Below are 13,355 nucleotides of genomic sequence, written 5' to 3' on the forward strand. Positions count from 1 at the left end.
GGGGGGGGGTGTGTGTTTTCTCTTTTTTTCTTTGTTTTTTTTTGTTTTTTTTGGGGGGGGGGGGTGGGGGTCTGTGCCCCCCCCCCCCCCCCGCAGCGGGAGACTACCTCACTCGCGGGCGCCCCAAAATCTATGCGCGCTGGAGTAGACATTGCCCGCGGGTCGGTCTAGCGTTTCTCTCGTAGACAGCAGTCTGCGATACCGGCCAGACACGAACTGGCCGGGATTGTTGGACAGGTCCGGCAGTGGAGTTCCGAAGCCAGGCAGGTGCAGGACGGCGACGGGGCTGACTGCCGGACCGGGCGGCCCGCAGGGATCAGGGGCCACCACCAGCGGTACCGGTAGTAGGCAGTTCAGTGAGTGCGGTACCGGCAGTCGCAAGACAGGCAGGACCTCGGCAAAGGCGCCCAGACTGCGGGCGCGCGTGCCGAGGGGTCCGGGCAGTGGTTCCAGGCCAGCGCAGGCGCAGGCGCAGGACGGCCGGCGGGGCCGGCTGCCGGACCGGGTGGGCCATCACGGCCACCGACCAGTAGTACGCAGTTCAGCAGGTGCAGTACCAGCAGTACGAAGTGACAGGTCAGTACAGAGGATGAACGGAGGGCGCAAGCGCCATCAGGATCGCCCGGCCCGTGAACACTCGCCCGGGCGGACACCGCAGACCCCAACGCAAGGACGGTGGTTTCCGGTCACGCATACGCGATCCCCGCACACTCCCTCTCCCGGGGCAGTGCGGAAGTAGAAGGACCGACCCCAGGTCGGTAGATGGTGTTGTTCCCCTTCGGGGCCCCGGAGCCGACACGGCCCCGGGGCCCCTCGACGCGTTCTCCCCGAGAACCAGAGAGGTGCAGTGACTACAACGGCCAGCCCCGACACACCCGACAAACTCGACGACGACGACTACCCCGCCTACACCATGGGTCGCGCCGCCGAGATGACCGGCACCACCCCCGGCTTCCTGCGAGCCCTCGGCGAACACCGCCTCATCACCCCGCTGCGCTCCGGCGGCGGCCACCGCCGCTACTCCCGCTACCAACTGCGCATCGCCATGCGTGCCCGCGACCTCGTCGACCAGGGCACCCCCATCGAGGCCGCCTGCCGCATCGTCATCCTCGAAGACCAACTCGAAGAAGCCCTGCGCCTCAACGAACAACTCCGCCGCTCCCAGCACGACCAGGAGCCCACCGCGGACACCTGACCCGGACCGGCAACCTGGCCTACAGCCGCGGGCGGAGCCTATGGACAGATTCTGCAGGCTCCGTCGCGGCGGTGGCGTGCCGGAGCCCGTCGTGCACGCCGAGGCGTGGCAGGCTGGCGCGACGCTGCACGCCGCCCTCGCACGGCACCCCGATCGCCCCGACCACACCCAGGACGAGGGCGGCGACCAGGAGCACGGGCTGCTCGGTGACGTCCCTTACCGGGTCCGTCGCCGGGCGGCCGGGATGACCTTGGAGAACATCCAGCAGGCCCTGCACCGGGCCCGGGACGACGGGCGCGCCGCCGACCGGTACGCCGACGCCGGAGACGAGACCGCCTTCGCCACCGCGGCCACCATCCGCGCAGAGTGGCAGCGCGTCCGCGACCACACCGCCGAAACCCGCGCCGAGCGCTACGACCCCGACCACGACACCGTCCTCCAACACGCGCTGCGCCGTGAGCGCCACCGCCGCGACGTCGCCGACCGCGCCGCCGAGGCCGCCCATCAGGCCCGCCAGACCACCGACGTCGCCCATCGCCGACTCGCGGGCACCGCCGCCCAGCCTCTCTACACCGCCCTCGACCGCGGCGGCCTCTACACGCTGACCGACGACGACCACCAGGCCGTCCGCGACCTCACCCGCCTCTTCGACCCCGCCACGCTGCGCCAGGTCATGAGCTGGCTGGAGCGCACCCGTACCACCGCCCTCGCGCTGCGCACCACCGAGGAGGCCCCGCCTACCCGTCCGAGGGTGCGCGCAGCCAGTTCTGACGGATCAGCGACGACCAGAAACTGCTCGACCATCGCGGGGGAGCCACACACGGGATAGGGGCAGGAAGACAGCGGCAGCGGCTTCGGTAAGCGGGCGTTGAGTGGGACGGTACGACGACGTGGTTCAGGCGGGCGTCGGCTCGGGTTCAGGAGGGGGTGCTCGGCGATGGACCGAAGGGTCAGTGAGTTTCTGCGCGCGGTGGCAGAGCAGGTCTCGGGGGAGATCGAGGGAGAGCGGCTCGTGGTGTCGCGCGGCGTTGGCGGCACGTTGAGCGTGGGGCGCCACCAAGGGGTATATCAGGTCGTGGAGTTCGCGGTCCCGACGGAGCCAGCGTGGGCCGCCCCCCTGGAACTGTGGGGGCGGATGGGCCTATTCGGCCCGCATGACGCCTTCCTGATCCGCAATGAGCGCGTGGTGCGGTCCTATGGCACCGGCAAGAGCTGGGGGCGCCGCCCGTTGTTCGGCGACTACGTGGTGAGGGACACCGTCCGCAGAATCCGCCATTTCGAACAGGCGATCACGGCGCCGCTGGAAGTCCTCCTGACCGGAGCGGCGCCCCCCGTTGCGACTCCGTCGGGCACGTCGCCAGCACAGGACACGCAGGCCCTACGGCCGGCACCGTCTATCCCGGCACAGCAGACGGTGGACGAGGCACGCCCCGCCGAGGCTCAGCGGCTGGGCGTGTGCCCGGTGTGTGACAAAGGCGGTCTCCCCCCGGGACGGTTGCGGCATCTGCGCTGCGAGCGCTCGGCCAAGCACCCCGAGGAGCCGGCCGCCGTCGCGTCAACGACGGAGGCAGGGGACACCAAGTATCGGCGTCTGGTCGCCATGGTCGAGCAGCGGGAGGAGGGCACGCGAGGACGGCGGCGCAAGGCATCGGACCGTCCGGTGCGCATCGAAGCGGCGGTTCGGGCGGTGCTGCTCCGCTGTGGCGGGTTGTGCGAGAACCCGCAGTGCACCGGACAGCCCGATGACGTCACTGCCGCCGGCGAGTCGATCCTGGAGGTGGACCACATCGACCCGATCGGAAGCGGTGGCCGCGATCACCCCTCGAACATGGCTGCTCTCTGCCCGAACTGCCATGCAATTAAGACGAGGGGCCGCCGGGCGGCCGGGCTCACCGAGACCCTCCTCGACATTGCCACTGCTGAGCATCGAAAGTGGCTCTCGGCGGAGTAGCCGGCTGCTCGCCCCGGCCCCGGGCTCGGCCTCTGCCCAGGCGGAACTACGCAGGCGCGGACGACGCTGGCCGAAGCGGGGATGTGCCGGTCCGGGTCCGGCGAAAGGTGTTGACCTTGCTGTTCGGCGGCTGGGTCACCGGGAGAATCGCGGTGGCCGCAGGGTGCGGCTGCCTGCGAGAATCCTGCGATGATCGGTGAACTTCCCAGCGGCTGGACGATCGAGCGGGTGCGGGCCGAGTCCGGGGATGCGACGGCCTGCCAGGTGACCCTCCGGCGGACCGTGACGGTGCACCAGTTCGACAACCCGGCCGGCGCGGTTCTCCAACCCGAGGTCATCCTCTCGTTCTCCGGGCTGTGCCTGGTGAAGGACGGGGAGGACTGGTACATGGGGGAGCTCGACGATGACGGTTCGATCGGCTGCTGGGCGGCCTACGGAACCGACCTCGGCGCAGCCATCCGAGGGCTGTGAGCGACCGCATGTAAGACCGACCGGCACATGGTGGGCGGCGTCGCGGGCCGACAGCTCTCTCCCTCCTTGCCCGCCATCGGGCAGGAGGGGTCCAGGAACGGCTTCTCCTCAGTCGCCGCAGCTCCGCTGCCACTCTCCCCCAGCCTTCGGACGGGGAAACCCCCACCCACCATGTGCCGGTCGGTCTGAGCAGGTGTGACCAGCGAGCTGCTGCGCCCGCGCGCCACCTCGAACAAGGCGCTGCGTCAGGCGCTCGGTGACCTCGCCCTGCACGGCCTGGTCGCCTCGGACGGCAACACCACAGCCCGGCACAAGACGTGGCGGTTGGAGGGCACGGCCGGGCTGGATGCGGCCGGGCATGTACTCGGGATCCCCCCGGGCCGAGATGGGCTCCACCGCGCGGGGCGCAGGGGCTTCGGGTGCGCCGCACGCTCACCGAGGCGTGCCGCACCGTGGCCGCCGTGACCGACCCGGAAATGGTGACCCCGTGATTCGACGGTGGCGCCGGCACTGTCCGCCCCGCCCCCGCCATCCCCGCCCAGCGCACCGCACAAAGCCACTCGCTCGCTACCACCGCGGTGCTCACCCACATCCTGACCGGCACCGAGCCCACCGACGGCCGCGCGGCCACCATCCTCCTCCACGACCCAAACGGCCTGGTGCCCGCCGACCTCACCGCCGCCACGGGCGGCGTGCACCGCATCGGGGTGCTGATTCCCGGCGACCTCGCCGTTCCCGCCACCGTGCCGGACGGCTGCCAGACGGTCGACCTGCCGGGCCTCGGAGTGCTTCTGTGGCCCACGGACGCACCGCCCTCGCCCAAGACCATCGCCGTCTTCGGCCCCGAAGGACAGATTCTCCACCAGCGGACAGTTCCCCATGCAGACCACTGAATGGCACCTTGAGAACGTCGCGGCGCTGATCGTGGACTGGGACGGCACCGTCGTCGACAACACCAGCGCTCGGCACGCCGCCCTCCAAGCCGCGCTCGCACTTCACGGAATCGACGTGCCCGCCGACCGATACCGCCAACTCGCCGGCTTGCCCGTGCGCGACGTCATCGCCGTACTTGTCGGGGGCGCCGCCTCCGTTCCGGTGGAGGACGTGGTGGCGCGCAGCCGGGCCGCGCTGCTCGGCGGGCCCGCACCCGCCCCCATCGCCTGCACCCTCGACCTCCTCCACGCGGCCCGGCGCCTCGGCATTCCCCGGGCCGTCGCCTCCAGCGCGGCCGCCATCCTCGTCCACCACGGCATGCGGCTTCTTGGCCTGGCCGAACTCCTGCCGGTGGTTGTCACCGCCGAGGACGTCGCCTGCGGCAAGCCCGCGCCCGACTCCTACCTGGAAGCCGCCCATCGGCTCGGCGTCGACCCGGCACTGAGTCTGGCCGTCGACGACGCCGACGACGGCATCGCCGCGGCCCAGGCCGCAGGGATGCGCGCTCTCACCATCCGAGGCGGCCGTCTCGCCGTCCCCGAACCCGCCATGCCCCACGGAGGCCCACGTGCCGCGCAACCCTGACGACCAGGCCACCGGACCGCAGTCCGTGCTCGCCGTCTTCGCCCACCCCGACGATGCCGAACTCTGGGCCGGCGGCACCCTCGCTCTCCACGCCCAGCACGCGCCCGTCAGCATCGCTGTCCCCTGCCACGACCCGATCCGCGACGCCGAAGCCCGGGCCGGGGCCGCCATCCTCGGCGCCACGCTCCACCAACTGCCCGAGCTCCACGCCGAAGCCATCCGGGAGCTCCTGATCGCGCTCCGGCCGTTCGTCGTCATCACCCACCCGATCAACGACGTCCACACCGCCCATCGCCGCGTGTGCGAAGCCGCCCTCGAAGCGCTGCCCGAGGCGAAGATCGAAACCGGCCGACCGCGCCGCCTCTACACCAGCGACACCTACAACTCCCTCACCCTCAGCGGGCCCGTGACCTCCACCGTGATGGTCGACGTGACCAGCACCTTCGACACCAAGATGCGGGCTCTGCGAGAGCACCGCTCCCAACCGATCGACAGCCACTTCGGACCCATGGCCGAACACCTCGCCACCCTGTGGGGCAGACGCAGCGGAGCCCTCCACGCCGAGGCCTTCACTGCCCTGCCGATCCTCGGACGCCTGCCCGCAGCCCCCTATCTGTGACGCCCGCTGCTCCGGCGACAGCCGCGAACCGACTGGGACAAGCTCGAACATCAAGGCAGACCTGTGCCCGGCACGGCGTCCTCACCCTGGAGATGGAAGCCGCCAGCCTGTTCGCCGTCGCGGACTCCCTGGTCAACTGGACGCCCCGCGCCGACTCCCCGCCCGTCGTGGCCGCCCTGCAGCAGCTCTAGGCGGCCGCGCTCGACGCCCTCACCACGAACAGCCCGCACCCGGCCCCGTCGGGGTGGAAACCGTGGTGTCCCAGCACAGAGCAGAGCAGGAGGTGCGCGGTGGCTGACCAGCCGGGCCCGGGCCTGTTCGTCGCCATCGAGGCCGCCGACGGCTCGGGCAAGACCGCGATCGTCGACCACCTCGTCCCCGCCCTGCAGGCGGACGGCCACACTGTCCGCCGGATCGACCGCGGCCGACCGGAGGGCACCACGGCCCATACCGGCCTGCTGCGCGCGGTCAACAGCCTCTTCCGCTCCGATGACGCCACCGCCGCCGGCTGGGAAGTCCTGAGCCTGGCGGCAGCAACCCAGTACGCCACCAAGCCGAGGGCGTAGCTGCAGCTGGCAGCGAGTAGCCCGCATCGGCAGACCTAGCGGTACTGGTAGGAGTCTGTGATCGGGTGTTCTGGATTCTCTGGTTCAGCCTGAAGGCGTGTCACTCTGTGTCGTCAAGCGGACGTGGTGCCCTTGGCGCCCGCGTGGTCATCTTCCCTTCCAGCGACCACCCGTTGAGCCTGTCGATCGACCCACGCCACAGCTGCGTTGTCACGGTCAAGGCGCCGTTGCGATAGGTGACGTCCCGCAAGTGCAGGACTCTGCCGGGCGGGCAGGCGACAACCCCGCCGCCAGCTTGGTACTGTGGCGATCCAAAATATTTGAACGCGTTCAATATCGGGGGTGGACGATGGAGGATTCACGGGTGCAGGATTCGGTGCCGCGCAGCGCACGGGTCCTGGCGGTGCTGGCAGTGCTCTGCGCTGCGCCGGCGGTGTTCTGGGTAGCCGCCGTCGGCGGGTCGGTGATCGACGGTGCGCTTGTCGTCGGAGCCCTGGTCGCGGCCGCACCACTCCTCGCGCGCAAGGCTGCCGACTTTCGGGTGTGCTGTCTGGTCGCCGGGTGGGTGCTGCTCGCCTTCTCGGTCCTGGGTTTCCTCGCCGGGCTGTTCGTGCTGGCCCCGGCAGGCGTGGTTCTCCTCACGGCGGGAAGCCGGGCACGCCCCGGCTCGCGCCGTCTGGCCGTCCTGGCAGGCAGCATGGTGTCGGTGGTGACCCTCGGCCTGGCCGGCTGGGCGATCGGCCAGGCCTGGATCTCCCCGCACTTCCAGGACCCGGACGCATACGTCGCCACCGTCCGGGAGGACATCCCGCTCCTGAGCGCCACCCACTCCCTGTCGACGGTCCTCCGGGGAGCGGCCGACAGCCCCGTACTCGGCGACAGCGTCACAGACATCTCCCTGAGCCAGAACGGTGGAACGCCCGGAGCGCGCCTCATCGTCGTCTTCGACCCCCGCGCATCCGCCACCGCCCTCGCCGACCTCCGGCAGAAGATCGCAGACCTCCCGGGCGTCGAGAACGTCGGACTCTGCGACCCACCCACCGGAAACTGTCGCTGAACCCCATCGGCGCACCAGCCACGCAGACCTCCAGGCGTGCCTCAGCCTCCGGCCCCGGCAGCCCACACGGCCAGCGAGTACGTGAGGGCCATTCCTCGAACCAGAAGTCCAGCCGGACGCCCTGGTCGCCGTGAACTTCGGCAAGGGTCTGCATCGCGGTCTGCCGCGCCCCATCCCGGCCGGATCACTCCAGGGCCGGGGAAGGGGCCGGCGCCTCGCCGACCTGTTGACCGCCGAGGAGGCCCGGCGGGTTGACCGCTTCCTCGCGGTGGGCATCCAGGACACCGACCGCCTGGACGCCATCGCCACCGCCGATGGCCTCAGCGACGACGACCGCGCGTGGCTGCTCGACCAGCTGCGCCTCGCCTGGCAGCGCCTGGACCGCGCCCGGGACGCCATCGACCACTCCGGCAGCATGATGACCACCACCTACGCCGCCAGCTCGATCGACTACGTGCGCTGGTCCCGCCGCCCGGAAGCGTTCACCGGACGCCGCCCTCGCCGCACCGTCCAGCACGAGGCGAGGTCCTGATGGCCGCCGAACTCGCCCTCGCCCTGGTCGGCGTCGGCGGAACCATCGTCGGCACCCTCAGTACCGCCCTGCTCCAGCACCGCCACCGTCGCTGGCCGACGTCCCTCAACCCCTACCTGCTGGTCAGCCAGAAGACCGCGCTCGACCCGGACCACCCGGCCGTCAGCAGGAACTCCCTGCGCATCGGCCTGCCCGAAGGGCTGACCCTCTCGTTGAGGAGCGCCAGGAAGGCGTCCAGGACGGGGACGCTCCGGTCGTCGTAGCAGGAGAGGGACTCTGCGGCGCGGCGCCGTACCCAGAGGGTCTCGTCGCGAACCAGCACGAGCAGGGCGTCCCGGACCGTCGGCTCGAGTCGCTTGTCGGGAGTGAACCGCTGGGCGAACGCCAGGGCGACGGAGGCCCGGACCTCGGGCTCGGGATCGTGGACGAGGTCGAGCAGCGCCGATGCGGCCGCGTCGCTGCGGGCGGCCCGCTCCCGGCTCACGCAGAACACGGCCTCGCTGCGTACGCTCGGATCGGGGTGGCCGATGTACCGCAGGCCGATGGCCTCCTGCTCCGAATGCCCGTGGCCGGTGTAGATGTCCAGGACGGCGGCGAGGACTTGCCCGTCGGGCTCCTCCTGCGCCCAGGACGCCAGGAAGTCGACATCCTGAGCGATGTCCGGTGCGCGGTCCACCGTCGCGAAAAGGTTCCGGTGCCAGATGACCTGCGCGAGGAAGCGGCGGTATAGGGGATCGGGGTGCTGCCGCAGCGAGGCGAGCTCGGACCAAATGCGCGGGCCGCGGCGCTGGCCCAGGTAGTAGGCAGCCGCGAACCAGTTGCTGTCCCCGTCCTGCGCGTGCGGGACGGCGCGTGCCATCACTTCGTCGAGGGGCGGGAACACACCGAACGCCCACTCGAGGTGGGTGAGGATGGCCCCGTGGCCGTCCCGTACGGAGTGCCCGCCGAGGAAGAACTCGTCGATCGTGTCACCCGTGAGGGTCGTCGACCTGGCGCTTGGCAGCCGGTTCTGCGGCTCCGGTGCGCCTGCGCAGTTCTTCGACCGCGCCCGTCTCGTGCCAGTGCCGGGCCAGGTCCAGCAGTGCACCCCGAGAAGCCTCGGGCAGGCGAAGCCGAGGTTCGTTTCCGAGCACTGCGGAGACCAGCGCGGGGGAGCCGGTGTCGACCGCCCGCAGCAAGGGGGTGCTGCCGTCCGGAAGCTCGAGGTCCTGGTCGGCACCCCCGTCGGCCAGAACCTCAGCGGTGAGGTGATCGAACCTGGCCACGGCGGTGCAGAGCAAAGGCAGTCCGTCAGGGCCCAAGGTGTCCGGCGCTGCCCCCTGTTCCAGACAGGTCCGTACCGTATCGGTGTCCCCGGCGGTCACGGCACTGACCAACCGGCCAGCCAGGTCCAGCGACGAATCCGTCAACGGCTCCCCCTGATGGTGTGTTCGAAGTGAGCAACGTACCCGAAGCAACGAGTGAGTGCCGAGGCCACCCGTCAGCGACGAAGCGCTCGGTCGAGCGGGACAGAAGACGGCGCCACGCGGAACCTGCTCGTAGGTCCCTAGCTGTGCAGCCTCAGCATGTGGGTTCCAACCGATGACCGACCGAGAATCCGCGAACCCGCGCAATTCGGCGAGGACGGACAGCAAGGCGTCCCTGCTGCTCGCGCTGACCGGCGTGCTGATCGCCGGCGTGGCCTCGCTCGGCAAGGCACCCGCGTCCGGGCTCGCCCTCGCGGCGGCCGGAATCGCGGCCGCCGCCGTCTCGGTACTGCTCTCGGTCCTGGTCGTCATGCCGCGCCTGGACCCCGCCAGGTCCAACGGGTTCTCCCGCTGGGCCCGCTGCGAGGCGGCCGAGAACCGCGAGGCCCTGGCCGACGACGACCACCGCGCCGCCCGGCTGCACGCGCTCAGCGTGCTCTGCGAGCGCAAGATGCGCCTGCTCCAGTGGTCGGCCCGCTGCGCGCTCCTCGCCGTTCTCGCCGTCTCCGCAGCGGCGCTCCTGTCCGCTGCGGCCTGACCGCTCACCCGACCACCGACCCCGAAGGAGCGCTCATCATGAGCGACTGGCGCCAGACCCTCACCCCCGACGACCACGCGATGATCGCCGCTCACGCCCCGATCGCCCGGGGGACCTTGGCGGTGCTGATCGGCCCGGCCGGCTCCGGCAAGACCACCTACACCCGCGCCGTCCCCTCCAGCCAGGTCCTCTCGCTCGACGACCTGCGGGCCCTGGTGACCGGAGACGACGCCGGGGACCAGGAAGTCACCGCCGAGGCCGTGGCCATTCACGACCTGGTGCTCGAAGGCCGGCTGCGGCGCGGCCGAACGGTCGTCTGCGACAGCACTTCCCTGATGATTGCGTGAGTTCACGCAACATCGGAGGCGTCGATTGACCGAGTGGCACGTGGTGTGGGTACCCGATCCGGGCCGCTGGGGCGCCCTGCCTGCGGAGGGCGTTCTCGGGGTCCAGGAGCTGCCGACGGCGGTGGCCCGGATCGGACTGCGGCCCGGTGATCCGGTGTTCGTGGCGCCGGACGGAACTGTGGACCCCGACCTCCTGGAGTTCGTTCTGTCGAGCACCTTCCGGCGGCTGGAGCGGGAGACGAAGCGGAACTACGCGACGGACATCCGGCCGCTGCTGACGTTCCTGTCATCGCGGGGCGTGCCGTGGCGGAGTGCGAGCCCCCGCGATCTGGCGGACTACCGGGACTGGCGGTGCCGGGCGATGGAGAACCCGTTGCGGGTCGGCGGGACGAAGTGGAACCGCGAGGCGGCCGCGTTCACCAAGCTGTTCCGGTGGGCGAAGGTCGAGCCGCTACCGGTGGACGCGGGGCGGCGTGAGGACCGGGCAGCGGACTCGGTCAGCTCGAACGTGCTGTGGCTGACCCCGCGGACCTGGGGGCTGTGGTCGGACATCGGGCTACGCGGCCATACCGGCACCGGTGCGCCGGCAGCCGGGTGGGAGTCGCGGACCGAGCTGCGTAACACCAGCTTCGTCCAGCTGCTGCTCGGCTCCGGCCTGCGCCGCCAGGAAGGCGGATCGCTGCTCACCTTCGAACTCCCCACCCAGCGGCTGAGGCACGGCCGCTACTGCCACGGGCAGATCGCCGCGGCGGTGACGCGGGCGAAGGTCGGCCGGGTCTTCTACGCGCCGTTGGATGCCGTTGGGCAGGTCGAGGCGTACGTCGCCTCGGAGCGCGCCTGGGCCGTCCAGCGCGCCCAGCATCAGGGCCGGTACGAACGGCTGCCGGTGTTGAGGTTGGTCACCAGGGTGACGCAGGGCCGAAGGCCGGTGGTGGAGTGGGTCGACCGGCGCGGGGCCGCAGGCCGGCAGGAGCTGGGACGGCTGGGGTGGCGCGAGCGGCAGTGGCTGTTCGTGGAGGGCCCTGACGGGCCGGAGCCGGCGTGGCTGTGGCTTACCGAGCAGGGCCTGCCGATGGCGCCGGAGCGGTGGAACGGGGTCTTCACGGAGGCGAACCGGCGCTGTGAGCGGGTCCTGCTCACCGCGCAGGAGCGGACGGTGGGGCGGCAGCTGCGTCTCGCGGAGGTACGGGGCAGAAGTCCGTACGCGTCGCCGCTCGCCGCGCGGCACTCGTTCGCGCTCTACATGCTGGTGCTGCTGAACACGCTGCTGGAGGCCCGGTTCGGGCTGACGAAGGCCGACCGGCGGGACTTCGCGATGCTGTTCGGCGACCCGTGGTGGCTGGTGAAGACCCTGCTGGGGCACGCCGACGTCGAGACGACGAAGCGCCACTACCATTAGTCGGCCAGAAACGGCGCCGCGAGGCAGTGGACAAGGTGACGGCCCTGCAGTTCGACCGCCACGGCAACCGCGTCTGGCGCAAGGCCCAGGGCCTACTCGACTCCGAACACGTGCGCCGCGCGATCGGCGAGGTCGCCACCGCCTACGGCGTCTGCCGGGAGCCGAACAACGTCTCCGCCGGCGGACACGCCTGCCCGCTCCGGTTCCGCTGCGTCGGCTGCGACCACTTCCGCACCGACGTGTCCTACCTGCCCGACCTCGAACGCTACCTCGCTGACCTGCTTCGGAGCCGCGAGCGGCTGATGTCCGCGTTCGACGCCGACGACTGGGCCCGCTCGGAGGCCATGCCATCCGAGGAAGAGATCCGCCGGGTCCGCCGGCTAATCAACCGGGTCAAGGCCGATCTGGACGACCTCACCCCAGAGGACCGGGCCCAGATCGAGGAGGCCGTCGCGGTGGTCCGCCGCGGCCGCACCATCATGCTCGGCATGCCCAAGGTCGGCCAGCCCGAGCCCGACGTCCGCCCCTGGAGGACCTGATGATCCCCGCGATGCGTGACGGCCGGAAGGCCGACACCGACCGCAGGCGCCAGCGCGTCGCAACCGCGATCAAGAACGCCGCCAAGGACAGCACCACGGTCAGCGTCTCGGCGATTGCCTGGCAGGCCGGCGTCGACCGGACTTTCCTCTATCGGCACCGCGACCTGCTCGCCCTGGTCCACTCCGCCGAACTCCAGCCTTCTGGGCAGGACCCGGCCGGGAACTCGCCGGTCAGCCGAGCATCGCTGCAAGCCGACCTCGTCAACGCCCAGGCCCGCAACACCCGCCTGACCACGCGCAACCAGCAGCTGGAGAAGCGGCTGTCCGAAGCGCTGGGCGAGCAGGCCTGGCGCGAGTCGGGCCTCGGTGCCCCCGCCGACATCGACGAACTCCAACAGAAGATCACCCGGCTTGAACAGCAGAACCTCGAACTCACCTCAGCCCTGGAGGAGACCCGGGCTGACCTCGACGCAGCGCGGGCAGCAAACCGGGACCTCACCCGGGCCCTAAACCAGCGTAGTTAAGAGGACATCTCATTTGGAGAGGCGCCGAGCGCAGATGAGGGCTGCGGCGATGCTGGCGAAGGCAGCGAACTGGTCGGCCTTGCGTTCGTAGCGGCGGTGAAGCCGACGGAAGCCGCCGAGCCAGGCAACGGTGCGCTCTATCACCCAACGGTGGCGGCCGAGGCGCTGGGAGGACTCGACGCCTCGGCGGGCAATGCGGGCCTCCTCGCCACCTCGGCTCATTCGTTGGCTGGCGTCTGCGGCTCGAACGCCAGCACCATTTGGGTGACGGTCGATCCGCCCTGGGCCTGCGCCTCGATGCGGTACTCGGCGCTGCTGAGCGATGACGACTACATTGCGCTGACCGAATCGGGCCGGTACGTCGGCATGATGACGAGCTCAGCGGTTGTCCGGCATACCTTGCTGTCGCTCATCCCGTCGTGACGCCAGAGCCCCCGCCGCGCTGACGTACGTCTGTCATCACTCCCGCCCGAACGAACAGGGACGCTTTCGGACCGGTTCCGATCAGTCGGATGAATGGTTTTGTGGCACATCAGTTCGAGCAATGCTCAAGACCTGTGGATCGACGACGGGAGGAGCGCGGCAGGCGTACCTTCCCGGTTGATCCTGTGATGGTCACCGAGTAGGCCCGCG

The 13,355-nt window shown here is 70.6% G+C and carries 19 protein-coding genes and 1 pseudogene; 17 read left to right on the forward strand and 3 right to left on the reverse strand.

Translation table 11 applies throughout. The features are described from left to right. Positions 1 to 847: 847 nt before the first annotated feature. The 11 genes from ACZ6NC_RS40105 to ACZ6NC_RS40155 all read left to right on the forward strand — a co-directional run bounded on the left by ACZ6NC_RS40105 (position 848) and on the right by ACZ6NC_RS40155 (position 7,909). Complete coding sequence (locus tag ACZ6NC_RS40105; protein WP_465570115.1) at positions 848 to 1,195, forward strand: MerR family transcriptional regulator; 348 nt, start codon at positions 848 to 850, stop codon at positions 1,193 to 1,195. Between the two features lie 76 nt (positions 1,196 to 1,271). Then, positions 1,272 to 2,024, forward strand: a complete 753-nt coding sequence (locus ACZ6NC_RS40110; RefSeq protein ID WP_465738834.1) for a hypothetical protein — start codon at positions 1,272 to 1,274, stop codon at positions 2,022 to 2,024. Between the two features lie 108 nt (positions 2,025 to 2,132). Continuing rightward, on the forward strand, positions 2,133 to 3,146 hold the full coding sequence (locus ACZ6NC_RS40115) for an HNH endonuclease signature motif containing protein (protein WP_465738835.1): 1,014 nt from the start codon (positions 2,133 to 2,135) through the stop codon (positions 3,144 to 3,146). 189 nt (positions 3,147 to 3,335) lie between these two features. After that, positions 3,336 to 3,617 (forward strand): hypothetical protein, encoded by a 282-nt coding sequence (locus ACZ6NC_RS40120; protein WP_465738836.1) that lies wholly within the window; start codon positions 3,336 to 3,338, stop codon positions 3,615 to 3,617. 195 nt (positions 3,618 to 3,812) lie between these two features. Then, the gene (locus tag ACZ6NC_RS40125; protein WP_465738837.1) at positions 3,813 to 4,082 is read left to right on the forward strand and encodes a hypothetical protein; all 270 of its coding nucleotides are present in this window, start codon (positions 3,813 to 3,815) and stop codon (positions 4,080 to 4,082) included. Between the two features lie 113 nt (positions 4,083 to 4,195). Then, the gene (locus ACZ6NC_RS40130) at positions 4,196 to 4,510 is read left to right on the forward strand and encodes a hypothetical protein (protein ID WP_465738838.1); all 315 of its coding nucleotides are present in this window, start codon (positions 4,196 to 4,198) and stop codon (positions 4,508 to 4,510) included. Further along, entirely contained in the window at positions 4,497 to 5,135 is a 639-nt protein-coding gene (locus ACZ6NC_RS40135) for an HAD family hydrolase (RefSeq protein ID WP_465738839.1), read from the forward strand. Before ACZ6NC_RS40130 ends, ACZ6NC_RS40135 begins: the two co-directional genes overlap by 14 nt. Continuing rightward, positions 5,119 to 5,754 carry a PIG-L deacetylase family protein gene (locus ACZ6NC_RS40140; protein ID WP_465738840.1) on the forward strand — a complete coding sequence of 212 codons (636 nt, stop codon included), beginning with the start codon at positions 5,119 to 5,121 and terminating at the stop codon, positions 5,752 to 5,754. Before ACZ6NC_RS40135 ends, ACZ6NC_RS40140 begins: the two co-directional genes overlap by 17 nt. A gap of 290 nt (positions 5,755 to 6,044) precedes the next feature. Beyond that, complete coding sequence (locus ACZ6NC_RS40145) at positions 6,045 to 6,320, forward strand: hypothetical protein (protein ID WP_465738841.1); 276 nt, start codon at positions 6,045 to 6,047, stop codon at positions 6,318 to 6,320. A gap of 364 nt (positions 6,321 to 6,684) precedes the next feature. Beyond that, positions 6,685 to 7,377, forward strand: a complete 693-nt coding sequence (locus ACZ6NC_RS40150; RefSeq protein WP_465738842.1) for a hypothetical protein — start codon at positions 6,685 to 6,687, stop codon at positions 7,375 to 7,377. 130 nt (positions 7,378 to 7,507) lie between these two features. After that, positions 7,508 to 7,909, forward strand: a complete 402-nt coding sequence (locus ACZ6NC_RS40155; RefSeq protein WP_465738843.1) for a hypothetical protein — start codon at positions 7,508 to 7,510, stop codon at positions 7,907 to 7,909. 112 nt (positions 7,910 to 8,021) lie between these two features. Here ACZ6NC_RS40155 and ACZ6NC_RS40160 read toward each other — a convergent pair whose 3' ends face one another. Then, positions 8,022 to 8,768, reverse strand: a complete 747-nt coding sequence (locus tag ACZ6NC_RS40160) for a HEAT repeat domain-containing protein (protein ID WP_465738844.1) — start codon at positions 8,766 to 8,768, stop codon at positions 8,022 to 8,024. Between the two features lie 109 nt (positions 8,769 to 8,877). After that, complete coding sequence (locus ACZ6NC_RS40165) at positions 8,878 to 9,318, reverse strand: hypothetical protein (protein WP_465738845.1); 441 nt, start codon at positions 9,316 to 9,318, stop codon at positions 8,878 to 8,880. 172 nt (positions 9,319 to 9,490) lie between these two features. Here ACZ6NC_RS40165 and ACZ6NC_RS40170 point away from each other — a divergent pair, with 172 nt between their 5' ends. From ACZ6NC_RS40170 to ACZ6NC_RS40190, 5 genes are read left to right on the forward strand one after another with little or no spacing between them, the layout of a single operon-like run. Next, entirely contained in the window at positions 9,491 to 9,913 is a 423-nt protein-coding gene (locus ACZ6NC_RS40170; RefSeq protein ID WP_465738846.1) for a Pycsar system effector family protein, read from the forward strand. 38 nt (positions 9,914 to 9,951) lie between these two features. Beyond that, positions 9,952 to 10,260 (forward strand): AAA family ATPase, encoded by a 309-nt coding sequence (locus tag ACZ6NC_RS40175; protein ID WP_465738847.1) that lies wholly within the window; start codon positions 9,952 to 9,954, stop codon positions 10,258 to 10,260. A 25-nt stretch (positions 10,261 to 10,285) separates the two neighbouring features. Then, the gene (locus tag ACZ6NC_RS40180; RefSeq protein WP_465738848.1) at positions 10,286 to 11,659 is read left to right on the forward strand and encodes a site-specific integrase; all 1,374 of its coding nucleotides are present in this window, start codon (positions 10,286 to 10,288) and stop codon (positions 11,657 to 11,659) included. A gap of 26 nt (positions 11,660 to 11,685) precedes the next feature. After that, positions 11,686 to 12,198, forward strand: a complete 513-nt coding sequence (locus tag ACZ6NC_RS40185) for a hypothetical protein (protein ID WP_465738849.1) — start codon at positions 11,686 to 11,688, stop codon at positions 12,196 to 12,198. 11 nt (positions 12,199 to 12,209) lie between these two features. Beyond that, a complete protein-coding gene (locus ACZ6NC_RS40190; RefSeq protein WP_465738850.1) occupies positions 12,210 to 12,722 on the forward strand; it encodes a DUF6262 family protein in 513 nt (170 codons plus the stop codon). Between the two features lie 9 nt (positions 12,723 to 12,731). Here the strand turns inward: ACZ6NC_RS40190 and ACZ6NC_RS40195 are convergent. After that, positions 12,732 to 12,920, reverse strand: a pseudogene (locus ACZ6NC_RS40195) (transposase); the annotation flags it as partial. A 66-nt stretch (positions 12,921 to 12,986) separates the two neighbouring features. Between ACZ6NC_RS40195 and ACZ6NC_RS40200 the strand changes: the two are divergent. After that, positions 12,987 to 13,145, forward strand: coding sequence for a hypothetical protein (locus ACZ6NC_RS40200; RefSeq protein ID WP_465738851.1), 159 nt, complete (start codon positions 12,987 to 12,989; stop codon positions 13,143 to 13,145). Positions 13,146 to 13,355: the final 210 nt, after the last annotated feature.

The organism is Kitasatospora sp. NPDC041988 (genome assembly GCF_055588525.1).